This window comes from Klebsiella sp. P1927 (assembly GCF_018204675.1).
Lineage (GTDB): Bacteria > Pseudomonadota > Gammaproteobacteria > Enterobacterales > Enterobacteriaceae > Klebsiella > Klebsiella pneumoniae.
Genome location: NZ_CP073377.1, coordinates 3,766,588 through 3,790,853, shown reverse-complemented (window position 1 = coordinate 3,790,853; position 24,266 = coordinate 3,766,588). Strand labels below are relative to the sequence as shown.

Below are 24,266 nucleotides of genomic sequence, written 5' to 3'. Positions count from 1 at the left end.
ACTCTGGAGTTATTTTATGACCCTGGACTATGTGGCGCTGGCCATTCTGATCGCCGTGGCCTTAATACTTTTTTATGGCGTGATTGTTATTCACGATATTCCTTATGAAATCGCCAAAGAGCGGCGTCATCCTCATCAGGATGCGATTCATTATGCCGGTTGGGTCAGCTTATTTACCCTCCACGCGCTGTGGCCCTTGTTATGGATCTGGGCGACGCTGTGGCGCGAAGACCGCGGATGGGGGATGCGCCACATTGCCGACGAGCAGCAGGCGCTGCATCAGCGTCTGGAAACGGTGGTCCAGCAGCTGGAACAGGTCCAGCGCGAGGTGGACGTTCTGAAAGCGAAGGAGGCAAAATAATGGAAACGTTAATGTTGCTGACCTACGCCGCGCTATGCATCGTGGTGTTTAAAGTTTTTCGCATCCCGCTCAATAAGTGGACCGTGCCGACGGCGGTGCTCGGCGGTATCGCCCTGATTGGCGCGGTGATCTTCGGGATGAACTACAACTTCCCTTATACCGACGTCGGTAACCAGGTGTTTCGCACCGTGCCGATTGTGTCGCAGGTACGCGGCCGGGTGCAGAGCGTACCGGTGAAGCCTAACCAGATGCTGCATAAGGGCGATGTGCTGTTTACCCTCGACCCGACGCCGTTCCAGGCGAAAGTGGACGATCTGCAGGCGCAGATAAAAGCTGCCAGTCAGGATGCGCTCTCCTTAAACGCGGCGTTAAGCCAGGCGCAGGCCGAGCTGAGCAGAGCGGTGGCCCAGCGTGACCAGTCGCGGCGAGAGTATGCCCGCTATCGGGAGGGCCATGCCCAGGGCGCCTTCTCCGATCAAATGGTTGATACCCGTCTGCAGACGTGGAAAGCCGATGAAGCCAGCGTCAGCGCGGCTCAGGCAAAGGTGGTTCAGGCGCGTAATGCGCTGGACTCGGTGGTGAAGGGCAAAAACACCACCGTGGCCTCCCTGCTGGCGCAGCTGCAAAAGGCGCAGTTTCAGCTGGAGAACACCGTCGTCCGCGCCCCGGAGGATGGCTATGTCAGTACCGTCGGCTTACGGCCGGGCACCATGTCCACTGCGCTGGGGATGATCCCGCTGATGACCTTTGTGCCGGTGGAGGGCGCCGCCTCGCGGGAGTACGTCGCGGCATTTCGCCAGAACGCCCTGCAGCGTCTGCACAAAGGCGAGCCCGCGGAGCTGATGTTTCCGGCTATCCCGGGCACCGTCTTTCGCGGAGAAGTGGCCGACGTGCTGCCGGCGATTGGCGAGAGCCAGTTCCAGGGGCAGGGCAAACTGCTGACCACAGACGCGCTCAATACCCATGGCCGGGCGCTGGTGGTGCTGAAGGTGACCGATCCGCGTTTTGCCGAATACGCTCTGCCGCAGGGGGCCACCCTCGAGGCGGCGGTCTACTCGGATCATCTGAAAGAGCTGTCGCTGATCAGGAAGATCCTGATCCGTATGAAAAGCTGGGAAAACTATATCTATCTCGATCACTAAGCCGGCGGGCGCGGGGCGGACGAACCGCCCCGCGCCGCGGTCAGGCCTCGCTGTCCACCAGGCCGTCAATAATCACCTGCCGCACCCCCTGCGAACAGGGTTCAATACGCCCGCGCACCCCATAGACGGCCGCCAGAGTCTCGGGGGTGATGACCGCGGCCGGGGTGCCGTCGCCGAGCAGCTGGCCCGCCTTGAGCATCAGCACGTGGTCGGCGTGACGCAGGGCAATATTGATGTCGTGCACCACCACCAGGGTCACGATGTTGCGCCGCCGGGTCTCCCGGCGCACCAGATCCATCACGTGAAACTGGTAGTTGAGGTCAAGGGCGCTGAGCGGTTCGTCGAGCAGCAGCAGGCGCGGCTGGCGGATCAGCGACTGGGCGAGACCCACCAGCTGCTTTTGCCCGCCGGAGAGCTGATCGAGGTAGCTCATCGCCAGATGGGCAATCCCCAGCTGTCGCAGCAGCGCCATCACTTCCTCCTGGCGCTGCGGACTGTGGCGTCCTCCGGCGGCGCGCTGGGCAACGATAATCGACTCCAGCACATGCAGATGCACGCCGGCGGGCAGCGTCTGCGGAAGATAGACCACCTGCTCTGCGCGACGTGAGAACGGCTGCGTCAGCAGATTTTCCCCCTCCAGCAGCAGCTCGCCGCGGCAGGGGCCCAGACCCGCCATCGCCCGCATTAACGTTGATTTACCGCTGCCGTTTGGCCCCAGCAGCGCGGTGATTTTCCCTCGCGGCAGATGGGGAACCGTCAGGTTCTCGATCACCTTGCGTCTGGGGTAGCCGGCGCTGAAGTGAGACAGCGACAGCCCGGATAATGTCTGGTCGCTCATACCTGCCCCCGATGACGTAAAATGATGCTCAAAAAGAACGGGACCCCGACCAGGGAAGTGACGATCCCCACCGGAATAATGGCCCCCGGGATCAGGTTTTTCGAGGCGATGGAGGCCAGGGAGAGCACCAGGGCGCCGATCAGCGCGCTGGCGGGCAGGTAAAAGCGATGGTCTTCGCCGAAGAGCATCCGCGCAATATGCGGCGCCACCAGGCCGATAAAGCCGATTGGCCCGACAAAGGCCACCGAAAGCGCTGACAGAATGCTGATCCGCAGCAGCGTGGTCAGGCGCAGACGGCGAACGTTAATGCCAAAGCTGATGGCCCGGTCCTCGCCCAACCGCAGGGCGGTCAGCTTCCACGCGCTGCGCAGCGACAGGGGCATCACCAGCGCCAGGGCGACCAGCAGGATGGCGACTTTGCTCCAGGAGGCGCGATCGATGCTGCCCATGGTCCAGAACACCAGCCCCTGCAGCGTGTCTTCGTTGGCGATGAACTGCAGCATCGAGACCAGAGCGTTAAAGGTAAAGACCAGCGCGATGCCGAACAGAATGACGCCGGAGGTGGCCACCTGGGTCCAGCGGGTGATGCCGTCCAGCAGCAGGGCCGCCAGCAGGGCGAAGATAAAGGCGTTGGCCGAGATAAACCACTGGCCGGGAATACCGGGCAGGCCAATACCGAGCACAATCGCCAGCGCGGCGCCAAACGCCGCAGCCGAGGAGACGCCGAGGGTAAACGGGCTGGCCAGCGGGTTATTGAGGATGGTCTGCATTTCGGCGCCGGCCAGTCCCAGCGCCAGACCGACGATAATCGCCATCACCGCATAGGGCAGGCGGATATCCCAGACGATGGCGCGCGTGCCCGGATCGGCGCTGGCCGGATCGGTTAACGTCTGCCACAGGCTCTGCAGCGGCAGACCGGAGGGGCCGAGCATAAAATCGAGCAGCAGCGACGCGACAATCAACAGCGCCAGCAGGAGGATCAGCAGCAGACGGCGACGCACGATACGGCGATAATCATTCATCATGCCAGAGGTCCCGGCGGGCAGCCCGTCGAGCACGGAGTCGGAGGTTAAACGCATGCTGTATTTACTCGCTCTGCTGCCAGGAGAAGACGAACGGTTGGTCCGGCAGGTCGGTGAAATGGCGCACGATATAATGGTACGTCTCATCCGGGTTGAGATCGCCGAAGGCCTGCGGGTAGATATCTTTCGCCAGGTATTCCATGCCGACAATATTCCACGGGTGGTTATAGAAGTGGTGATAAACGCCATAGGCCCGCTTTTCCTGTACCGCCGGGATCTGGCTGACCCCAGGCCGCGCCAGCAGCGTCTGCGCCTGGGCCTTCACCGCCTCTGGCTTAACCGCATAACCCAGGGGCAACACCTGGCTGTTGCCGCGCTTCGAGCCGGTCATGATCCAGGCGTCGGGCTTCATGCTGATGATTTTCTCCAGCGAAACGAACCCGGAGGCGCCCGGCAGCAGCTGCGAACCGATATTGTTCGCCCCGACCGCCTCCACCAGCCCGCCCCAGCCGCTGTGGCCGTGGGTAAAGCAGCAGGCGTCGCTGTTGCCGGCCAGCGCTTCCACGAAGACGTTGGCCTTCGGCGTGATGGTCGCGGTCTTCTGGCGAATCGACTGCAGCTGCTGACGATAGTAATCGGTAAAGGCTTTGGCCTGGCTCTCGCGGTTAAGGACTTTGCCCAGCAGGTCGATGCTGGGGGCGGTATCTTTCGCCGGGGCGATCTCATAGTCGACAAACAGCACCGGAACGTGCAGGGCGCTGAGCTTGTCGATGACGCCGCTCTCCATCAGCGCTGGCCTGGCGCGCAGCTGGGCGATCATCAGATCCGGCTGACGGGCGATGACGCTTTCAAGATCGACGTTCCCTTTATCGCTGAAGCCCATGTCAAGGATCGTGGCCGACTGGGGCCACGTCGTTTTCAGCATCTGCCAGGTGGCAACATCCTGCTTTTTCGCCAGATTATTCCATGCCACCAGCCGTTTAAACGGATTGTCCCGGTCCAGCAGGGCGAGGGTCATAATGTCGCGACCATCCTGCAAAATAATACGCTGCGGCTCTTTGGCGAGGGTGACCTGCCGGCCGTCAAGGTCCGTGACCGTCAGGGGATATTGGGTTGCATAGCTGAGGAGGGGCGTCGCGAGCAGCGCAGTAAGTAACAGCGATCTTACTGATTTTCTTGCCATAAAATGAGTTCCGTTTGCCAATTTATAAATATAATGATTCTGAGAATTATTCTCGAGTAAACGTCAACGGCAAGTATATCAAGGGCAAATTTCATAAAATGTAACAAACATGTTGGAAATTATGCCAACGCCGACAGGGCGCGCGCGGCGGCAGCATTTTCTGCCATGGCTGGAGGTCGAAGACGTTTTTCAGGCTAATTCCTAATGTCATCCCCGGTTCGTTGTGCCATCCTGAATGCGACTCATAACACGACACGTGAGAGAGGATATTATGAAAAAAGCAATGATTGCGTTATCGGCTATTCTGGTTGCGGCTCCGGTTTTTGCTGCGACAACACATGCAACAGATGATACCGTCGCGGCGGCGAATGCCAACGCCAACACCGCTAAAGAGAAGCTGCATCAGGCCCAGCACGAGGGCGAAGAGCAGCAGCTGAAGGCGAAACACGCCGCCGAAGGCAAGCAGGACAGCGTCGGCAGCCAGGTGAGCGAAGGCGCGCAGAAAACCTGGAACAAGACCAAAGAAGGCACCGAGAAGGGGTGGGATAAGACCAAAGAGGTCAGTGAAAAAGGCTGGAACGCTACCAAATCCGGTGCGGAAAAGGGCTGGGATAAAACCAAAACCGGCGCCGAAGAATTAAAAAATAAAGTGACTGAATAAGTCCTTTAACCTGTCTGAATAAAGGTCGCGAAAGCGGCCTTTTTTATTGCCCCGCCATCAGCACAACCTCTTCCCGACTGCCGATGCCAGGAATCGTCCTGGTTAACCAGTTACTCACTCTTTCTTCACATTTGCCCGGTACAAAGGAGCTGAATCAGGAGGTGTACCATGAAAAAGATGATTTCTCTGGCAGTAATTTTATCCTGTGTGCTGAGCGTCCCGGCCTTTGCCGATGGCCCGAACGACGGCCATCGTCCGGGGCAACCCACGGTGTGGCAGAACGGTCCGGACCATGACGGGCATGCACCGCAGGGCGGACCTGACGCGCATCATCAGGGCGACCATGACCAGCGTGGCCCGGATCGCGACGGCCATGACAAACGCGATCTGGCACGTCATGAGCAGGACCATTTCGCCTGGCGCGGGAACGATTTCCGCAAAGGCCACCCGGCTCCGGCGCCGTTCCGTGGCGATGAATATCGCGTCCGCGACTGGAGCGACCGCGGCCTGCCGCCCCCGCCGGAAGGCCATCACTGGTCCTATATCGACGGTAACTATGTGCTGATCGCCGCGGCGACCGGGATCATCACCTCGATTCTGGTGAGCGGCGCCCTCGGCCACTAAATGCGCTGCTCCGCGACGCCGGGTCAGGAAAAGCCTGATCCGGCGATGGCGCACTCGCGGAAAGCTACGGATCCAGCGCAGCATCCGGCCAGTATTTATAACCATTGATCGTTGCCTGGGTGGACAGTTCTTTTTCGGTCAGATGATAAACGTTGACCTTCGAGGACAACGAGGCGGTATCTGACGCCACGCCGCTGGAAGCGGCGGCGATCGGCGCGCTGCAGCCCGCCAGCGCAACGATTGCGAGAAGGAAAAGCCTCTGTAATTGCCTGCCCGTTTATTTTATATAACGCTGGATGTGGCCGTGCACGGTAGGGTAAATAACTGGAAATCCTCAAAAAAATAAACTTTTATTTTTTAATTGCACTATTTTTATTATTCATTGCGCTGTGATGAGTGAATTATTAAATAAGATGCGTCCATTCCAGGTATTAGAAATGCTGCTTGCATAAACTTTTCATCGCGATACCGTGATAAGTCCTTAATTTATTTCCCGGAGAGCGGCATGAGTGATTATGTAATTCCAGAAATTAAAGCGACGGAAGCGGAAATGATTTCTATCCGTCATTATTTACATGCCAATCCGGAATTAAGTCTTGAAGAGTTTAATACCAGCGAACTGGTCGCCAGCAAGCTGACGGAATGGGGCTATCAGGTGACGCGCGGTCTCGGCAAGACCGGCGTGGTCGGCAGCCTGAGCAAAGGCGATTCTCCGCGCACCATCGGTTTACGCGCCGATATGGATGCCCTGCCGATCGAGGAAACCACCGGTTTACCCTGGGCCAGCACGGCGCCAGGAAAAATGCACGCCTGCGGCCATGACGGTCACACCACCATTCTGCTGGCGGCGGCGAAATATATCGCCTCGCCGGCCTGTCAGTTCAACGGCACGGTGCATCTGATTTTTCAGCCGGCGGAAGAGGCTATCGGCGGCGCGGATTTAATGATTAAAGACGGCCTGTTCGAGCAGTTCCCCTGCGAACGCATCTTTGGCTTGCACAACATGCCAGGCCTGCCTGTAGGCAAGCTGGGCTTCTACGCCGGCAACTTCATGGCCTCGGCGGACACCGTCAAAATCACGATTACCGGCTACGGCGGCCACGGCGCCCACCCCGAGCGCACCGTCGACCCGATCGTCGCCGGTGCGGCGCTGGTGATGGCCCTGCAGAGCATTGTGGCGCGCAACGTGCCGCCGGGGGAAACGGCAGTGGTCAGCGTCGGCACCTTCCAGGCCGGTATCGCCTCCAACGTCATTCCGGAGAGCGCGGTGATGGAGCTGAGCGTGCGGGCGATGAAGCAGGAAATCCGCGACCTGCTGATCAAGCGTATTCACGAGCTCGCTGACTTTACCGCCAAAAGCTATGGCGCCAGCAGCGTAGTGGAGGTTTACGACTCCTATCCGGTATTAACCAACAGTCCTGAAGAGACCGATTTCGCCCGGGCGCTGGCGCTGGAGGTGTTTGGCCGCGAAGGGGTCCTGGAGTCGGTCTCGCCGATGAACGCCAGCGAGGATTTCGCTTTTATGCTGCGCGAACGCCCGGGCAGCTACTTCCTGCTCGGCAATGGCGAGAAAGGGGAGAAGGGCGGTTGCATGGTGCACAACCCCGGCTACGACTTTAACGATGACATTATCACCATCGGCGCGACGCTGTTCGCCCGTCTGGTGGAAAAACACTGTCGCTAATCTCTGGAGAAGAACGCGAATGAAAAAATCACTGTTGCTATGGCTGGCATTAATGGCGTCGACGTCGGCGCTGGCCGAAGGGGGAAAGGAGATCCGCTTCGGCGTCGACCCGACTTTCGCGCCGTTTGAATGGAAAGATCCGCAGGGCAAGCTGGCGGGGTTTGATATCGATTTAGGCAACGCCATTTGTCAGCAGCTGCAGGCGAAATGCGTGTGGGTGGAAAGCAATTTCGACGGCATTATCCCGGCGCTGAAGGCGCGTAAATTCGACGCGATCCTTTCCGGGATGTATATGACCGAGAAGCGCAAAGCGCAGATTGCCTTTAGCGACAAGTTGTATAACGGGCCGGTGTTCCTCGTGGCGCGTAAAAATACCCTGCAAGGCAATACGCCGGAACAGCTGAAGGGCAAAACCATCGGCGTGGAGCAGGGCTCGGCGCAGGAGACGTATGTTAACCAGCACTGGCGGCCGCAGGGGATAAACATTGTGGCCTACCAGGGGGCCGATAGCGTGGTGCGTGACCTGGAGTCGGGGCGCATCGACGGCGCGGTGCTCTCCGGGATGATGGCCGACTACAGCTTCCTGCAGCAGCCGCAGGGTAAAGAATTCGCCTTTGTCGGCGGCCATCTGCAGGACGATACGCTGTTTGGCGCCGGGGCGGCGATAGGTTTGCGTAAAGACGATGAGGCGCTGCGTCAGGAAATTAACGGCGCGATTGCGAAGATTCTTGCCGACGGCACCTATAAAAAATTAGCTGGCAAATATTTTAGCTTTGATGTTTATTCCGGGACATAATGTCAGAGTGTACCTGCGTGCGTGGAGCGCCCGCCGTAAGATTCCTTTTCTGATTATCCAATCGACCTCCTCTCCTGACCCCTGTGGTTACCTGAGGGAAGCAGAATATAAGCTAAGGAGTACTCGGCATGATGACACGTCCTTTGGGCAAAACCGGATTTTCCATCGCCCCATTAGTCTTTGGCGGCAACGTCTTTGGCTGGACCATCGATGAAAAAACCAGTTTTGCTCTTCTTGATGCTTTCGTTGACCACGGTTTTGACGCTATCGATACGGCGGATGTTTATTCCCGCTGGGCGGAGGGCAACCAGGGCGGCGAATCTGAAACCATAATCGGCCGCTGGCTACAGGCGCGCCCCGGCATGCGCGATAAAGTCAAAATTTTCACCAAAGTCGGCTCCGATCTCGGCCTCCCCGGCCATAAAGGGCTCAGCAAAGCCTGGATCCAACAGGCGGTTGACGACTCTCTGCGTCGCCTGAATACCGATTATATCGACCTCTATTTCTCCCACTGGCCGGATCCGCAAACCCCGGTGGCGGAAACGCTGGAGGCCTTCCACAGCCTGCAGCAGGCCGGAAAAATCCGCGCGATGGGGGCCTCTAACCTCGATGCGATGCAGCTGGCGGGGGCGCTGGAGGTGGCGCGTAAGGGCGGCTTGCCTGCGTGGCAGGTGCTGCAGCCGGAATATAACCTCTACCACCGCTCTGCGTTTGAAGGCGCGCTGTGCGATCTCTGCGTCAGCCGCGATATCGGGGTGGTGACCTACTACAGCCTGGCCTCGGGGTTCTTAACCGGTAAGTACCGCCAGCCGTCGGATCTGACACAGAGTCAGCGCGGAAGCGGGATTGGTAAGTACCTGAATCCGCGCGGGATGCGGATTATCGATACCCTGGCGGCGGTCGCGGACGAGCAGGGCGCGAAGCCGGCTGAGGTTGCCCTGGCGTGGCTGATCGGCCGCGAAGGGGTGACCGCGCCGATCGCCAGCGCCACCAGCGTGGCTCAGGTGGAGAGTTTTGCCCGCGCGGCGGCGCTGAGCCTGAGCGCGGAGCAAGTGGCGCGGCTGGACGGCGCCAGCGCCTGAGGCAATCCCTCTTCCCGGCGGGGAGAGGGGGGAAGGCTATACATGACGCGGAGCGTAGGCCGGGTAAGGCGCCAGCCGCCACCCGGCAAAATAACGGCGCAACCGGAAATGTCCCTGCCCGCGCTGCGCTTAGCAGGGCTACAGCTTCTATGTTACTTCCGGGCCGATTGCGCTCCCGGTTAATTGTCTGCGTTATGGCAGTCATGGTGCAGGGAGCGCACAGGGGGCGGCCAGTCGCCGCCGCCCCCTGTACCCCCGGGCTCCGGCCAGCAACATCGCCGCTGCGCGGTGCCTTCGACTTATCCCTGCAGGCTTCGGGTCGGGCCGAGGCAGCGTCCGTGCAAAACACGGCCCTCAGCCCGCATCCATGCGGGCTGCCCCGGCCTTCCGGGAACGTCTCAGCGATGTTGAGGCCGCAACACCGGCAGTTTCAGCAAGACTGGTGAATAAATTAACGACAGGTTGCGCGAATCGTAGGCCGGGTAAGGCGCCAGCCGCCACCCGGCAATAAAGCGGCTCTGTGCCTGATAGCATCGCCCGGTGGCGCTGCGCTTACCGGGCCTGCGAGGTGTGAGCCTGTGAGAGGCCCCGGTAGGCCGGGTAAGGCGCAGCCGCCACCCGGCGAAATGACGGGTGCGGTGCCTGAAAGCGTGCCCGGCGGCGCCCTACTATTCCTGATGGCGGGTGACGTTGAGGATCTTCGCGCTGGCGCCGACCGGAAAATTGCTGAGGGCGCCGAAATCGCTGCCCTGATAGCCCATGATCTTGCCGTCAGTGCGCATCTGCTGCAGATCGATGAGGATCACCCCCAGCGTGGGAATGATTTTCTCCCGCCAGACGAACAGATAGAGATCCTCAGCCACCTGCACATAGTGGCAGCGATCGACATCCGCCAGCCCCTTTTCCACGCCGTCCAGACACTGCCAGGCGTAAAAATTATCGTTGAGATAGATGTGCTCATAGCGCTCGGTCGGGCTATAGGTGTACTGATTGCGCATGCCAATGAGCGCATCGGTAAAGCCCGGCAACGGCCCCGGCTGGGCATCCAGGCGGGCGAAGACGAAACGGGCCTCAACCGCGGTCAGCGGCAACCCTTGTTCTACCCGGCTGAAGGCGTCCAGCCGCGCGGCGGCTTCGTCCGGCAGCTGGCCGTATACCAGCGTGGCATTGCGCTGCGTCAGGTTGCATACCGCGCTAATGCTGGCGTTATCCCGCTCCGGGTCAAGGAAGTCGATAAACAGAATGTCCGGGCGCAGGGCGGTCGCCCGCCAGGGGGCGCGCTTGCCGTTCCAGCTTAGCGTCTGCTCATCTTCGATAACCAGCTGCTGCGGCTCGCTCCCGGCGACATAAAAGGTAAAGTTTTCGCCGGCGGGCAGGCTGGCGGTAGCCAGCAGGTTACCGTGCGGCGCAAAACCATCGGCCAGCGCGCCGACCTGGATAAATACGGCTTCTGAAGTCATAGGGGCTCCTGAACAGAGTAGGGCGTTAGGCAAACGCCAGAGTGGGAACATCGACGATACTGGCCCCGCCGTCGGCGACCAGCGTAGCGCCGCTGATGATGGCGGCCTGCGGCGAACAGAGAAACTGACTGGCCTGGGCTATCTCCTCGGGGCTGGCGGGGCGGCGCAGCGGAACGTCACGACAGACCCGCTGATAAGCCTCAGTCAGCGACAGCCCTTCCGCCTGCATCAGCGGGCGCATCTCTTCATCCGCCATCGGCGTCGTGACCCAGCCGGGACAGACGGCGTTAGCGCGTACCCCCTGGGGGCCATAATCGCGGGCGACGGAGCGCATCAGGCCGATTAAAGCGTGTTTGGCGGTGACGTAGCCGCAGGCCTGCGGCCCGGCGGCCAGAGAGGCGATGGAGGCGACAAACAGCACATTGCCGCGGCGGGCAATCAGCGAAGGCAGACAGGCGCGAACGCTGGCGAAGGCGCTGGTTAGATTGCCGTCCAGCGCCTCGCGCCATTGGCGGTCGCTGGTCTCGGCGGCGGGGCTGTTGCCCATCCCGCCGGCGCTGCAGATGAGGACATCAATCCCGCCGGTCTGGTCGAGGATGGCCGGCAGCAGCCGCTGGCGCCACACCTCGCCGTCGGCGGCATCGCCCACCAGCGCCGTGGCGCCGGTCTCATCAGCGACAGCCTGCAGCGGCGCTTCGCGCCGTCCGGTAATAAACACCCGGTCGCCCGCGGCGCGCATCAGCCGCGGGCAGGCGGCGCCAATTCCGGTTCCACCGCCGGTTATCACCACGACTCTCGCCATCCGCACTCTCCTGTAATGGGGTTTCCGATTACCTTAAAAAGCGCGTCAGGTCCCGGCTATCGCCCGGAAGAACGATAGCCGTGGCGGTTAATGGATCTCGCTCACAGGGATCGCCTGCGGCGCAGGCACCGGCTTCATGGTGGCGGGGTCGACCGCCAGATAGCGCCCGGTTTTGCTATCGATACCGACGTAGTCGATCATTTTGCCCTGCGCTTTGGTAACCATGGTGCGCTTAGCAAATGCCTCGTAGGCCTCGCTCATGGCTTTGACCCGATCGGGATGTTCGGCCGCGACATCATGCGTCTCCAGCGGGTCGTCGTGCAGATTAAACAGCTGCCACGGCGCGTCGCCGGCGGTGAGGCCGCGCGGCACCAGCCGTCGCAGCTTCCATTCGCCATCGACCCAGGCCGCCTGATGATGCAGTTCAACCCCGTAGTTGCCGCGCGGCGGCTCCTGTACTTCGCCGGTGAGATAGCGCTTAAAGCTGACGCCGATCATCGGCAACACCGACTTCTTCGCCAGCGACTTGTTCGGATCGATGCCGGCGAACTCATATAGCGTCGGCGCCACGTCATACACCGCCATCGTCGAGGCGTCGATTTTACCGTGGCGGGTGATCCCGGGACCGGAGATCATAAAGTCGGTATTGATGCCGCCCTGGGCGCTGGTGGTTTTGTGATAATTGGCGTAGGGGGCGTTGCTGACGTTGGCCCAGTGGGGGCCGTAGGAGACAAATGATCCTTTGCGGCCGACGTTGTCATAGCTGTTATCGAACTGCTTCCAGAATTCCGGGGTAGATTCGTAGTAGAAACCCTGCGCCGGGTTGGCGCCGTTATCGGTTAAAAAGACCAGCAGGGTATTTTTATCGCGCCCGGTTTGTTTCAGCGTCTCCATCAGGGTGCCGATTTGCGCGTCCATATTGGCGATCATCGCCGCATATACCTGCATCACTTTTGCCGTATATTTCTGCTGCTCTGGCGTTAGTGCCTCCCACTCTTTATCCAGCTCCAGATGCGGCAGCGGGGTATCGTCATGGATAATTCCCAGCGCTTTCAGGCGGGCGATGCGCTGGCGATAGACCTCGGCGTAACCCTGCTCATACTGGCCTTTGAAGCGCTTAATCCACTCGTCCGGCGCCTGCAGGGGATCATGAGGGGCGGTGAAGGCCAGCCAGGCGAAGACCGGCTGTTCCTTCGGCGTCGCTTTAATCCAGCTGTTCATCTGGCGGGCGTAGGCTTCGCTGGAGTAAAAATCATCCGGTAGGGAGACGCGCTCGCCGTCGCGGGTGTAGTAGGTGTGGAAGGCTTCAACGGTCCCCAGCGGTATCGCGTCGTTAAAGTGGCTGGTGCCGCCGCCCATAAAGGCGAAGGCGTGATTAAAGCCGCGATCTTTCGGCGTGGCGCCGGGAACAAAACCGAGGTGCCATTTACCGGCCATCAGGGTGTTATACCCCGCGTCTTTAAAGCGCTCGGCCATGGTGGTGACGCGGTCGGTCAGCCGCAGCTCGTAGCCCTCCTTGCCAATGGTGCTGTCGTACCACCACATGCCGCCCATCCCAGCCTGCTGGTTACTGTTGCCGGTGAGCAGCATTGAGCGCGCCGGGGCCGACATCGGCGAGGTGTAATACTGGCTCATGCGCATTCCCTGCTCGGCCATCGCCTGCAGGTTGGGGGTGGGGATCTCGCCGCCAAAGGGGCTGATGTCCGAGTAGCCCATATCATCGGCGATAATCACGATGACGTTTGGACGCTCCTGCTGCGCGGCGTGCGCGCCACCGGCGAGGATCATGCTGACCGCCGCGGCCATGGCTTTTTTGTTCACGACTGACTCTCCTGTTCAGAGGGGGATATCATCAGGGTAAGGCGCTACGCAGTATGCGCAGTCCCAACAAACGCGGCCCGCCAGGCCTTCAGGCCATTCAGGTCGCGGGAAAAGGGGCGTACTGGCGCGAGGATGTCGCTAAAGAAGCGGTAGTAGCCGCCGCAGAGGCGGTTGTTGCCTGCGGCGTTGAGATGCGCCGGGCAGCCGCCCTGGCAGACCATTTTTACCGAGCAAGTCTGGCATTCGCGGCGCAGACTTTTCTGCTGACCGAACGGCAGTTGCACCGAGGCGTCGACCGCGGCGGCGAGCGTCTGCTCATCGAGGCGGCCCAGCCGATGTTCGGCGTTGATCAGGTGGTCGCAGGCGTAGAGCTGTCCGTCGGGCTCCATCACCAGGTTGCTGCCGCAGCGGGCGCTGTGCACGCAGCTGCCGCTGGTATGAGTGAAATACTGCGCCCACGCCTGTTCGATATTGATAACGAACACCCGCCCCCTATCGCAGCGCTTCCGCCACTGTCGCCAGATGCCGACCATAAAACGTCCCCAGTTATCGGCGCTGAGCTGGTATCCTTCGCGCAGGGCCGCGCCTTCGCTCATCAGCGGCTGAAACTGCAGATAGCGCGCGCCGAGGCTGACCAGCCGGTCATAAATCGCCGCCGCGTGGGCCGCCATCTCGTTATGCACCACCACCAGCAGATTAAAGTCCACCTGATGCTGATGGAGCAGGTCAATGCCGCGCAGCGCCGCCGACCAGGTCGACCGGCCGCGTTTATCCGGACGATGGTAGTCCTGCAGCGCTTCGTTGCCTTCGAGGCTCAACCCGATAATAAAGCCATGTTCGCGGAACAGTCGGCACCATGGGTCGTTGATCAGCGTCCCGTTGGTCTGCAGGCTGTTGCTGATAGTCACGCCGTCGGGGGCATAGCGCGCCTGCAGGGCGAGCGCTTTTTTGTAGAAGCTCAGGCCGGCCAGCAGCGGCTCGCCCCCCTGCCAGACAAAGTTGATTTCCCGCGCGCCGGCGGGCTGGGCGGCAATATAGCGGCGGATAAACTGCTCCAGCCGCGCGTCATCCATCTTGTTGACCGGCGTTTCGTCCTGCGGGTAATAGCAATAGCGGCAGGCGAGATTGCAGGCGGGGCCAATCGGCTTCATCAGAATATGAAACGGCACCGGCGAGCGCGGCTCAGCGGCCAGCGGAATTTGCTGCTGGCGCAGGGCGGCGATATTCAGCATCGGCTTATCCTCGGTTAATGACCGGTACTGTTGATATTATTTTGGCAACAGCGGGTCAGGCGTAATCACATGATTAAGCCGCGGCGAAAATTAATTGCATCCTGATAAGGGTATAAGTGAAAAAAAACAAAAATCCATCGTTCTTTAGGATGAGAATCACGCGTCGGGAATAGGGTTTTTTTATCACCAGGGGCAGGTACGCCGGGTGTTAATCTTATTTGTTTATGTTTTAACGCCGCTATCGTAAAGCATGGCCGGGGTGTTTTTTAAATGCTTTATATAACAATGTATTGCTGAAAATTTTGTAACGGCTATCACATTGTTAATATGTTAATGATTGTGTTACTTAAATGTGAAATGTATGCTTCAGTTATCAGTAGTCATCCATGTGTCATGTACCATCATCTCGACGGGGAGGCCCTATCATGTCTGCTTTGTTAAAAGCCAGCCGTAATGATGCGATAATAGCCCGTTGTTTACAGACTATTTCCCAGTTAATTCCACTAACTTCAGCGGTGTTTTATCGAGTAAATAATCGTTTAAAACCCGAAAACTATATATTGCATAATATTTCCGATAATACGCACCAACAATATCTGGAAAACTTCCAGCCGCTGGATCCGCTTCTGCCGTCGCACTTTAGCCACCAGAACACCACCGTGGCGGCGATGACGCCGCGGCTCTGCGACCGCAACCGGCATTACTATCATGAATTTATGTTGCCGAATAACGTGCGCGACATGACCGAGATCTTTATCCGCCGCGAGCGGCGGATCGTCGCCGGTATCTCGCTGATGCGCGACGTGCCTTTCTCCAGCGAAGAGCGCCAGCGGGCCCAGGCGGTGCTGCCGCTGGTAGAGCTGGCCATTCGCGACTGCCTGCAGGAAGAAGATGATCTGCCCGCCATCCTGACGGCGAAAGAGCGGGAAATCGTCGGCATGGTGCGCGAAGGCGCCAGCAATAAGCTGATTGCCCGCCAGCTGGATATCTCGCTCTCGACGGTAAAAACGCACCTGCGCAATATTTTCGCCAAGACCGAAGTGGTCAATCGTACCGAACTGGTTTCCCGAACCTGGATGCCGGCCGCTCAGCGTACGCTGCATCTGTAATCTGACTTTCGCATCCCGCGCGCGCCGTGGCAGCACGGCGTTTTCCTGATGCCTGTGGGTATCACTCCCTGGAGGATCCCCCGGGGGGAGGCTTTTTTGACCGGAGCACGCCCTACGATGTCGAGTACACCTCTCACTGATAATGCGCTTTCCCGGCCCGCCGGGCTGGTGGTGTCCCTGCGTTTGCTGGCGGCGATCGTGATTTTTGCCGCTATTGCGCCGGGTATTCTGATGACCGCGCCGGCGGTGGCGGCGCAGCTGGCCAGCGAATGGCAGCTAAAACCCGGGCAGATCGGCTGGCTGTTCTCAGCGGAGCTGGGGGCGATGAGCCTGGCGACGCTCCCGGCGTGGTGGTGGATGAGCCGCCTCGACTGGCGGCGGGTTGCCCTGACGGCCGGGGTGGTGTTTCTGGCCGCCAACCTCGCCTCGGCGGTGGTCACCCAGTATGAGACGCTGCTGGCGGCGCGCTTTATCGCCTCGCTGGCGGGCGGCACGTTGATGATTTTGTGCATCAGCTGCGCGGCCGGAACGCCGAACCCGTCGCGGGTCTACGCCTTCTGGGTGCTCGGGCAACTGCTGTTAGGGATGCTTGGCCTGCTGGCGCTGCCCGGCCTGTTCGCGACCTTTGGCCTGAAGGTGGTGTATCTGATCCTCGCCGCCATCATGCTCTGCTGTTTGCCGCTGGTATCCGCTTTCCCTCCGCGCTTTCAACCGCTTTCAGTCTCCCGCCAGCAGCCGTCGACGGCGCTGTGGCGTCAGGCGCTGGCGGTGCTGGCGGTGCTCACTTTCTATATCAGCCTTAGCGCCGTGTGGACCTTTATCGGCACCATCGGCAGCGCGGCGGGGCTGAGCCCGACGCAGGTCGGTCTGGTGCTGGCGGCGGCGACGGTTTGCGGCATTATCGGCGCCGGCGGCGCGGCCCTGCGCGGCACCCGGCGGGCCGATCGTTTACCGGTGTGGCTGGGCTACGGCCTGTTGATCGTCAGCGTTGGGCTGCTGATCGGCCAGCCGCTGCTGGTGCGTTACGCCATCGCGGCGCTGCTGTTTAAGTTCACCTGGACCTTCGTGCTGCCCTTTATTCTCGCCCGCGTGGCCGGGCTCGATAACAGCGGTCGGCTGATGAACAGCATCAATCTGGTGATCGGCGGCGGCATGGCGGCTGGCCCGGCGCTTGCGGGGGCCTTACTGCAACACTTCGCCAGCGCCGACCCGCTGCTGGCGGCGGCAGGCGTCTGCGCGCTGCTGTCACTGATTTTAATTGTGGCGGCATCCGCCGCCGGGAAGGCTTAGCCCACGGGAGGATAGAGTGAAAAGAAAAACCGGTTTCTTTTTTGATGAACGTTGTTTCTGGCACAGTACCGGTCTGCACGCGGTGACGCTGCCGGTGGGCGGGTGGGTACAGCCGCCCGCCGGCGGCGGTCATGCTGAATCGCCAGAGACCAAACGGCGGATGAAAAACCTGATGGATGTCTCCGGGCTGACGCCGCAGCTGGCGCTGCGCAGCGCGGCGCCGGCGAGCCTTGAGGACCTGCGGCGGATCCACCCCGACAGCTATCTGGAGCGCTTCAAGGCGATAAGCGATAACGGCGGCGGCATGCTCGGCAAAGAGGCGCCGCTGGGGCCGGGCAGTTATGAAATCGCCTGTCTTTCCGCCGGGCTGGCCTGTGCGGCGGTGGAAGCGGTGCTGAAGGGGGAGCTGGATAACGCCTATTCGCTGTCGCGCCCGCCCGGACACCACTGCCTGCCGGACCAGTCGATGGGATTTTGTTTCCTCGCCAATATTCCCATTGCCGTCGAGCGAGCGAAAGCGCAGCTGGGGCTGGGCAAGGTGGCGATCATTGACTGGGATGTTCACCACGGTAACGGCACCCAGCATATCTACCTGCAGCGCGACGACGTACTAACTATCTCCTTGCATCAGGACGGCTGCTTCCCGCCGGGCTACGCCGGCGAGGACGATCGCGGCGTGGGCGCGGGCGAAGGTTACAACATCAATATTCCGCTGTTGGCCGGGGCGGGGGATGACAGCTGGCGCTATGCGCTGGAAACTATCGTTATTCCGGCGCTGGCGCGTTTTGAGCCGGAGCTGATCATCATCGCCTGCGGCTATGACGCCAACGCCATGGATCCATTAGCGCGGATGCAGCTGCACAGCGATAGCTTCCGGGCGATGACCGAACAGGTCCAGCAGGCGGCGGATCGCCTGTGCGGCGGGAAACTGGTAATGGTGCACGAGGGCGGCTACGCCGAATCCTACGTGCCGTTCTGCGGCCTGGCGGTGATGGAAGCCCTGAGCGGCATCCGCACCGAGGTCCAGGATCCGCTGCTGGAATTTATTCAACAGCAGCAGCCGCGCGCCACGTTCGCGCAGTTCCAGCGCCAGGCCATCGATCGGCTGGCGCAGCAGTTTGGTTTGCTATAAACCACCTCAGCTTCCCCGCGGTGATGGCGGGGAAGTCAATGCTTTCTCTTCTGCGATTTCACCGCGCATCCACTGACTTACCGCCTGATTAATCATCGCCAGCACGCTGAGCAGCAGCATCCGCTGCTGGGCTTCCAGCCGCAGATAACGGCGCAGCGGCGGCATTTTACAGACCACTTCGCTGGCGGCCCAGGGTTCAATGCCGCAGCGCCAGCCGCTATCGTCAAAGGTCAACGAAAAGCGGCGGTAGTCCAGCTCGCTTAAGGTCTGCTGGAGATTAGGAAAACCGTTGAGATAGCCAGCGAGTTCCGCGCTCTCTTTATTGCCGATAAAGCGGATTGGCAGGCGTTTTAGCCAGCCGGATTGGTGGGCGCGGATCTTGCCGCGAGCGGGCCGGGTCACCGGCCCCTCGACGACAAACTCGCAGCTGTGAATGCTGGCCATAAACAGCCGCTTCTGACGCACGCTGAAGGTGACGGCGATGGCGTCGTTCAAGCGCAGCAGCGCGCTGCGTTCGCTCAGCTTTTCGCTGGGCCAGCCCGCCAGATCGCGCTGCACCGCGTTCATTAACGGCGTTTCAAACCAGGGGACGGAGGACATCTGGCGTCATCTCCCCGCGGGTCTGTTTTTCATAATTGTTGATGGCGCGCTCCACCACCTCTTCCACTACCAGCGGCTTGAACGGATTGACGCGCTGCACGCACACCGTCCAGAACAGGGCGTAAGCGGCGGTCAGGCCGAGCATTATGCCGAACGGCACCAGCACCTGGCGGCTGTCCATCCCGGGCGGCGTGATATTGACGATAGCGATGATGATCCCGACGCTGGAGATAATCTGCGGCAGCGGGAACCACGGCGAGCGGTAGGCGCGCGGCAGATCCGGGCGGCGAATGCGCAGCATCACCACCGACAGAGTAACCAGCAGATAGGCGACGCCCCAGGCGCAGACCGCGGCGAGGATCAGCGGCACGATGCGGTCCAGATCGCCGTTCAGATACCAGGCGTGCAGGCAGGGGATCGCCACCCCGATGGCAATGGCGATCACCGGCGTCTTAAAGCGCGGATGCAGCCAGGTCAGGAAACGGGGCAGCGCGCCGTCCAGCGCCATGCCGTAGATAATACGCGGCACGGCGGCCATCAGCGTATTGATGGTGGCGCAGCCGGCCAACAGTAGCCCGACCCCCAGCCAGTACTGGCCGGCGTGGCCCATCACCCGTTCGGCGAAGGCCGGGATCGCCATCGGTGTATCCAGCAGATGGACGTTGTTGGCCGCGTCGAGCACGGTATTCTCCACCTGGCGGTTGATCGCCGCGCCGTAGATAAACATGCAGCTGGCGACCCCCAGCAGGCCCAGCGCCATCGCCCGCGGTATGGTGCGGTGGGCCTGTTTGATCTCCGGTGCCATCGGCGTCACCAGTTCGCAACCGACGAACATAAACATCGCCATGCCGATATAGCCGAACAGGCCGTTGATATCGCTAACGTTCAGCGGCGTGCCGAACCAGCCGGACAGATGGGTGACCGGCGCCATAAAAATGCCGCACAGGCCGAAAATGGTCAGCGTGGTCCACATGCCGAAGGTCAGCACCACTTCGACCTTGCCGAAGATTTCCACGCCGATGGCGTTGAGCAAGCCGAAAATCACCACCATGCCGACGCCCACCATCCAGGTATTCTGGTGAGCGGCCATCTGGGCGTTAATCGACTCGAAGTTCACCAGCGCCATAATGCCCGCCAGGATCGTCTCCGCCGTCCCGGCGAAGATATGGACGATCAGATAGGCGCACAGCGCGCCGGTGATAGCGAAGAAGCGGCCCATGCCGCAGGAGATATAGTCGTACACCGAACCGGTGGTGGGAATGAGCGTCGCCGCCTCGGCAAAGGTGGTGACCTGCGCCTGCATCATAATAAAGGCCAGCAGCACCGCCAGCGCGAAGGTATCGCCGCCCATGCCGAAGCCGCTGGTGACCGTCAGGATCACCGGGCTGGCCATGATCAGCCCGACGGAGCTGGCGAGGGTGGTCGGGAAGCCGACGACGCCGCGCTCAAGATGGCTGGCGAGTCTGTTACTAAACATAGTCAACCTCTGCACAATAATGGGGTAGCAGGGAATAGCCAGCGCCACTCCCGGATAGTCATAATTTAGGCGGGCATCCTGCTCAACGAATATCGTCCGGAAGGTGGAGGGCGGCGCATGATTCTGTGACGCAGTCGATGAATGTCGCGGCGGATAAACAATATGACCCCGAAAACCGGGGCCATCCGTCTTGCCACGTTGCGCCTGTTTCTGCCGGATGGCGGCTGCGCCTTATCCGGCCTACGGTCCGTGCGGCCTGCCTTTAATTTGGCCTCAAACCCCCCGGTGGCGCTGCCGCTTACCGGGGCTACAGCGCTGCGCGATTTGGTAGCCCGGAGAAGGCGTAATGCGCCGCCGGGCATTATCAGTTTGTTAGCGGGTCTCGACGTTCGCCAGGTAGTGCTTCACAAAGCGCGGCGTCAGAATTTTCCACTCCACTTCGGTGCCCTGTTTAACAAACCAGCTGTCGCCCGGCGCAAAGCGCTGCGGCTCGCCGCCGGCGACGGTCAGCTCCACTTCGCCCTCCAGCACGGTGGCGTGCTCGGTAAACGGATAGGTCATGGTAAAGCTCCCCTCAGTGGACGAAAACAGTCCGCAGGTAAAGGCGTCCTGCGGCTCGCCGTAGATCATCGCGCCCGCTACCTGCGGGTCGCCGGCGGTCGGCGTCGCGCCGAGCAGGCTGACGCTGCCGATCGGCTGCAGATCAGGTACCGGGTGTTTAAGTTTAAAAGCGTGCATAGCGTTCTCCTGGTTAACTCCGGCCTTTCCAGAAACCGGCGGTTTGATGCATCAGTTTTCCGGCCGTGACTAATAGCAAGCGCAGACTGTCACGACCGTGGATGGTCGCGTGGGGGATGCTGCTCAGCAGGCGATAGCGGTCGGAACCGCCGTCGATCCCTTCGGCGAGGATTTTGCACACGATGTGCGACGGGGTGACGCCGAAGCCGGAGTACCCCTGGACGTAAAAGACGTTGTTGTGATCGCGTAGGGTGCCGATCTGCGGGAACAGATTGGCGCTACAGGCCATCGGCCCGCCCCAGGCGAAATCGATCTTCACATCCCTGAGATAGGGGAAGACCTCCGCCAGCAAGGTGCGATTCCAGGCGGCGAAATCGTTCGGCGTATACTCCACAAAGCGGGTGGCGCTGCCGAACAGCAGGCGGTTTTCCCGGGTGACGCGGTAGTAGTTAATTACCGGGCGAATATCGCTGAAGGCGCCGCGCAGCGGGCTGATGCGCTCGATCAGTTCATCGGAGAGCGGCTCGGTCGACACCTGGTAGGAGTAAGTGACCAGCGTCTTGTTGTAGATCTCCGGCTCCATATTGTTGAGGAAACTGTCGCAGGCCCACAGCAGTTTGGCGGCTTTGACGCTGCCCATCGCGGTGCGTACCCGCACCTGTTTGCCGTAATTCACCTCCACCACCGGCGAGGATTCGAAAATCTTGACCCCCAGCGAGTGGGCGGCCTGCGCCGAACCGAGCAGCATATTGAGTGAATGGATCTGGCCGCCGCCCATATGTTTCAGCGCGCCGCAGTAGACCTCGGAGCCCACCACCTGCTGCACCTCTTTTCCGGTATACAGTTCGATCTCTTCATCCGGGGTAGCGGCTTTAAACTCCTTCTCCCACTGGCGCAGCGTTTTAAGCTGTCGCTGGTTATAGGCGAGATAGCCGTAGCCGGGCACGAAATCGGCGTCGATGTTGTATTTGCGGATGCGTTCGCGAATGATGCCCGCGCCGAGGTTGGCGATTTTAAACAGCGTCTCCAGCCCCTCTTTGCCGACGTGCTTTTTTACCGCTTCGATATCGTGGCCGATACCGGCCATCACCTGGCCGCCGTTGCGCCCGGTGCCGCCGTAGCCGAGATGGCGCGCCTCCAGCACCACCACGTTGGTGATCCCCTGTTCCGCCAGCTCAAGGGCGGTGTTAATGCCAGAGAAGCCGCCGCCGATAATTACCACATCGGCTTCAATATCTTCCCGTAGCGCCGGGAAATGGAGGTGATATTTCTTCGTCGCGCCGTAGTAGTTCAGCGCATCGATCTTGATGTTCATCGCGTTACCCTGTGGTCTTGCCTGGCTCAAGACCCTCATCACAGCACGCCGCGCGGGCGTTGAATATCGTCCGGAAGAATGACGTTCTTTAGAACGATAGGCTGCGGCGGGAAGCCGTGCTGTGATGGGTTAACTTTGCTGAAAAACGGGTGCTGACGATGAGCGAGATAACCTTACTGGCGGAAGTGACCGCCTTCTTACGCCAGCCGCACGGGCAGTTTATTGCCGGTCAACGTGAGGCGGGCCGCGGCGCGCCGTTCGCGGTGATCAACCCGGCGACCGGGCGGGCGATTGCCGAGGTCACCGCGGCGGATAGTGACCAGGCGGATCGCGCTATGGAGAGCGCCCGCCAGGCGTTTAGTCAGTGGCGCGAGATGCCGACGCTGGCGCGCGGCGCGCTGCTGCTGAAGCTGGCGGACACGCTGGCAGAGCATCGCGAAGCGCTGGCGCAGCTGGAAAGTCTCTGTTCCGGCAAAACTATCACGCTGGCGCGGATGCTCGAGCTGGACCAGTCGGTGGCGTTCCTGCGCTACTTCGCCGGCTGGGCGGGGAAAGTCACCGGTGAAACGCTGGATGTCTCGCTGCCATCGATGGCCGGGGAGAAATATACCGCCTTTACCCGCCGCCAGCCGCTGGGGGTGGTGGTTGGCATCGTGCCGTGGAACTTCTCCATCATGATTGCCATCTGGAAGCTGGCGGCGGCCCTGGTCTGCGGCTGCACCATCGTCCTCAAGCCGAGCGAATATACGCCGCTGACGCTGCTGCGCGTGGCGGAGCTGGCAAAAGCGGTGGGTATCCCGGATGGGGTGATTAACGTGGTCAACGGCGCCGGCGGCGAGATTGCCCAACGGCTGATTACGCATCCGGCCTGCGCCAAGGTGAGCTTCACCGGCTCGGTGGCCACCGGTGAAAAAGTCCAGCAGTCGGCCAGTGCGTCAGGTAAACGGGTGACCCTTGAGCTGGGGGGCAAAAACGCCGCGCTGTTCCTCGATGACCTGACGCCGGAGGCGATGGTCAACGGCATTATTGAAGCTGGCTACCTGAACCAGGGGCAGATTTGCGCCGCTGCGGAACGTTTTTATCTGCCGCAGGGAAAACTGGATGCGGTACTGGCGCTGCTGAAAGACAAGCTCAGCGCTTTTGCGCCGGGGTCGCCGCTGGATGAACGGACGCTGATGGGGCCGCTGGCCAACCGCCAGCAGTATGACAAAGTTTTGCGGCTCATTCAGACCGCCCGCGACGAGGGCGATACCATCGTCTGCGGCGGCGAAGCGCTGCCGGGGGAGGGCTATTTCCTGCAGCCGACCGCGGTTAAAGTGCGCAGCGAAGAGAGTACTCTGATGCGCGAGGAGACCTTCGGCCCGGTATGCAGCTTTATCGGCTATCGCAGCGAAGAAGAGGCGCTGGCACGAATTAATGCTTCGCCGTATGGACTGGCGGCCAGCGTCTGGTCGGATAATATTCGTCAGGCGCTACGCTACTCGGAGGCGATTGAGGCCGGCATCGTATGGGTCAATATGCATACCTTCCTCGACCCGGCGGTACCGTTCGGCGGCATGAAGGGCTCGGGCATCGGGCGCGAATTCGGCAGCGCGTTTATCGATGATTATACGGAGCTGAAGTCGGTGATGGTGCGATATTAATCGCCGTTCAGCGACATAGCGCTGTCATGTGTCGCTTTGCGCCAGATAGGCAACACATTGTGTGCCTTCTGGCCCGCAACCCGGGCGGTGCACGGCATCGCTTCCGGGACGCTTTTCCCGTCACGGATCCTTTCTTCCCCTCCTAATCCGCCATTGCCGTAAAAAAAATCAGCAGATTATCTTTTTTGCCCGCCAGGACTTGTTTGACATTAGATAATGAGTATAGTTCTCATTCTCTTTTTCATTCGTAATTT

24 protein-coding genes are annotated in these 24,266 nt (G+C 60.6%); 12 read left to right on the top strand and 12 right to left on the bottom strand.

Annotation, left to right across the window (positions count from 1 at the left end):
* The first annotated feature begins 16 nt into the window (after positions 1–16).
* Both KB892_RS19135 and KB892_RS19130 read left to right on the top strand, forming a co-directional pair.
* On the top strand, positions 17–361 hold the full coding sequence (locus tag KB892_RS19135; RefSeq protein ID WP_002892695.1) for a DUF3302 domain-containing protein: 345 nt from the start codon (positions 17–19) through the stop codon (positions 359–361).
* On the top strand, positions 361–1,503 hold the full coding sequence (locus KB892_RS19130) for an HlyD family secretion protein (RefSeq protein ID WP_002892697.1): 1,143 nt from the start codon (positions 361–363) through the stop codon (positions 1,501–1,503). Before KB892_RS19135 ends, KB892_RS19130 begins: the two co-directional genes overlap by 1 nt.
* Positions 1,504–1,543: 40 nt before the next feature.
* Here the strand turns inward: KB892_RS19130 and KB892_RS19125 are convergent, their stop codons facing one another.
* The 3 genes from KB892_RS19125 to KB892_RS19115 all read right to left on the bottom strand — a co-directional run bounded on the left by KB892_RS19125 (position 1,544) and on the right by KB892_RS19115 (position 4,546).
* Positions 1,544–2,341 carry an ABC transporter ATP-binding protein gene (locus KB892_RS19125; RefSeq protein WP_002892698.1) on the bottom strand — a complete coding sequence of 266 codons (798 nt, stop codon included), beginning with the start codon at positions 2,339–2,341 and terminating at the stop codon, positions 1,544–1,546.
* Positions 2,338–3,366 (bottom strand): FecCD family ABC transporter permease, encoded by a 1,029-nt coding sequence (locus KB892_RS19120; protein WP_004217904.1) that lies wholly within the window; start codon positions 3,364–3,366, stop codon positions 2,338–2,340. Before KB892_RS19120 ends, KB892_RS19125 begins: the two co-directional genes overlap by 4 nt.
* 61 nt (positions 3,367–3,427) lie before the next feature.
* Positions 3,428–4,546, bottom strand: coding sequence for an ABC transporter substrate-binding protein (locus KB892_RS19115; RefSeq protein ID WP_004151804.1), 1,119 nt, complete (start codon positions 4,544–4,546; stop codon positions 3,428–3,430).
* A 271-nt stretch (positions 4,547–4,817) separates the two neighbouring features.
* Here KB892_RS19115 and KB892_RS19110 point away from each other — a divergent pair, with 271 nt between their 5' ends.
* Positions 4,818–5,207 carry a hypothetical protein gene (locus tag KB892_RS19110; RefSeq protein ID WP_002892699.1) on the top strand — a complete coding sequence of 130 codons (390 nt, stop codon included), beginning with the start codon at positions 4,818–4,820 and terminating at the stop codon, positions 5,205–5,207.
* Between the two features lie 168 nt (positions 5,208–5,375).
* Positions 5,376–5,831 carry an RcnB family protein gene (locus KB892_RS19105; protein WP_002892701.1) on the top strand — a complete coding sequence of 152 codons (456 nt, stop codon included), beginning with the start codon at positions 5,376–5,378 and terminating at the stop codon, positions 5,829–5,831.
* A gap of 64 nt (positions 5,832–5,895) precedes the next feature.
* On the opposite strand, the gene KB892_RS19100 is transcribed toward KB892_RS19105, so the two are convergent.
* The gene (locus tag KB892_RS19100; RefSeq protein WP_002892703.1) at positions 5,896–6,021 is read right to left on the bottom strand and encodes a hypothetical protein; all 126 of its coding nucleotides are present in this window, start codon (positions 6,019–6,021) and stop codon (positions 5,896–5,898) included.
* Between KB892_RS19100 and KB892_RS19095 the strand changes: the two genes are divergently transcribed.
* The 4 genes from KB892_RS19095 (at position 5,984) to KB892_RS19080 (ending at position 9,393) form a co-directional block, all read left to right on the top strand.
* Complete coding sequence (locus tag KB892_RS19095) at positions 5,984–6,121, top strand: hypothetical protein (RefSeq protein WP_004217907.1); 138 nt, start codon at positions 5,984–5,986, stop codon at positions 6,119–6,121. The genes KB892_RS19100 and KB892_RS19095 overlap by 38 nt on opposite strands.
* A gap of 215 nt (positions 6,122–6,336) precedes the next feature.
* Entirely contained in the window at positions 6,337–7,515 is a 1,179-nt protein-coding gene (locus tag KB892_RS19090) for a M20 aminoacylase family protein (RefSeq protein ID WP_002892704.1), read from the top strand.
* 19 nt (positions 7,516–7,534) lie between these two features.
* Positions 7,535–8,311, top strand: coding sequence for an ABC transporter substrate-binding protein (locus KB892_RS19085; protein ID WP_002892707.1), 777 nt, complete (start codon positions 7,535–7,537; stop codon positions 8,309–8,311).
* Positions 8,312–8,439: 128 nt separating this feature from the next.
* Positions 8,440–9,393: an aldo/keto reductase gene (locus KB892_RS19080; protein WP_004147443.1), complete on the top strand. Its 954-nt coding sequence runs from the start codon at positions 8,440–8,442 to the stop codon at positions 9,391–9,393.
* 668 nt (positions 9,394–10,061) lie between these two features.
* On the opposite strand, the gene KB892_RS19075 is transcribed toward KB892_RS19080, so the two are convergent.
* The 4 genes from KB892_RS19075 to KB892_RS19060 form a co-directional block, all read right to left on the bottom strand.
* Positions 10,062–10,853, bottom strand: a complete 792-nt coding sequence (locus KB892_RS19075) for a MoaF C-terminal domain-containing protein (protein WP_004151806.1) — start codon at positions 10,851–10,853, stop codon at positions 10,062–10,064.
* A gap of 25 nt (positions 10,854–10,878) precedes the next feature.
* Positions 10,879–11,655: an SDR family NAD(P)-dependent oxidoreductase gene (locus KB892_RS19070; protein WP_004151807.1), complete on the bottom strand. Its 777-nt coding sequence runs from the start codon at positions 11,653–11,655 to the stop codon at positions 10,879–10,881.
* 87 nt (positions 11,656–11,742) lie between these two features.
* Positions 11,743–13,476, bottom strand: coding sequence for an arylsulfatase (locus KB892_RS19065; RefSeq protein ID WP_002892764.1), 1,734 nt, complete (start codon positions 13,474–13,476; stop codon positions 11,743–11,745).
* Positions 13,477–13,520: 44 nt separating this feature from the next.
* Positions 13,521–14,708: an anaerobic sulfatase maturase gene (locus KB892_RS19060; RefSeq protein ID WP_002892766.1), complete on the bottom strand. Its 1,188-nt coding sequence runs from the start codon at positions 14,706–14,708 to the stop codon at positions 13,521–13,523.
* Positions 14,709–15,133: 425 nt separating this feature from the next.
* Here KB892_RS19060 and KB892_RS19055 point away from each other — a divergent pair, with 425 nt between their 5' ends.
* The 3 genes from KB892_RS19055 (at position 15,134) to KB892_RS19045 (ending at position 18,239) form a co-directional block, all read left to right on the top strand.
* Positions 15,134–15,817 carry a helix-turn-helix transcriptional regulator gene (locus KB892_RS19055; RefSeq protein ID WP_002892774.1) on the top strand — a complete coding sequence of 228 codons (684 nt, stop codon included), beginning with the start codon at positions 15,134–15,136 and terminating at the stop codon, positions 15,815–15,817.
* 117 nt (positions 15,818–15,934) lie between these two features.
* A complete protein-coding gene (locus KB892_RS19050; RefSeq protein ID WP_004151808.1) occupies positions 15,935–17,107 on the top strand; it encodes an MFS transporter in 1,173 nt (390 codons plus the stop codon).
* A gap of 16 nt (positions 17,108–17,123) precedes the next feature.
* On the top strand, positions 17,124–18,239 hold the full coding sequence (locus KB892_RS19045; protein ID WP_004151809.1) for a class II histone deacetylase: 1,116 nt from the start codon (positions 17,124–17,126) through the stop codon (positions 18,237–18,239).
* Between the two features lie 6 nt (positions 18,240–18,245).
* Here the strand turns inward: KB892_RS19045 and KB892_RS19040 are convergent, their stop codons facing one another.
* From KB892_RS19040 to KB892_RS19025, 4 genes are all read right to left on the bottom strand, one after another.
* On the bottom strand, positions 18,246–18,839 hold the full coding sequence (locus KB892_RS19040) for a DUF3156 family protein (RefSeq protein ID WP_002892818.1): 594 nt from the start codon (positions 18,837–18,839) through the stop codon (positions 18,246–18,248).
* Positions 18,817–20,316 (bottom strand): APC family permease, encoded by a 1,500-nt coding sequence (locus KB892_RS19035; RefSeq protein WP_002892820.1) that lies wholly within the window; start codon positions 20,314–20,316, stop codon positions 18,817–18,819. Before KB892_RS19035 ends, KB892_RS19040 begins: the two co-directional genes overlap by 23 nt.
* Positions 20,317–20,688: 372 nt before the next feature.
* Positions 20,689–21,054: a cupin domain-containing protein gene (locus tag KB892_RS19030; RefSeq protein ID WP_002892824.1), complete on the bottom strand. Its 366-nt coding sequence runs from the start codon at positions 21,052–21,054 to the stop codon at positions 20,689–20,691.
* Positions 21,055–21,067: 13 nt separating this feature from the next.
* Entirely contained in the window at positions 21,068–22,369 is a 1,302-nt protein-coding gene (locus KB892_RS19025) for an NAD(P)/FAD-dependent oxidoreductase (protein ID WP_002892826.1), read from the bottom strand.
* Between the two features lie 158 nt (positions 22,370–22,527).
* On the opposite strand from KB892_RS19025, the gene KB892_RS19020 reads away from it, so the two are divergent.
* Positions 22,528–24,012 carry an aldehyde dehydrogenase family protein gene (locus tag KB892_RS19020; RefSeq protein WP_004151810.1) on the top strand — a complete coding sequence of 495 codons (1,485 nt, stop codon included), beginning with the start codon at positions 22,528–22,530 and terminating at the stop codon, positions 24,010–24,012.
* Positions 24,013–24,266: the final 254 nt, after the last annotated feature.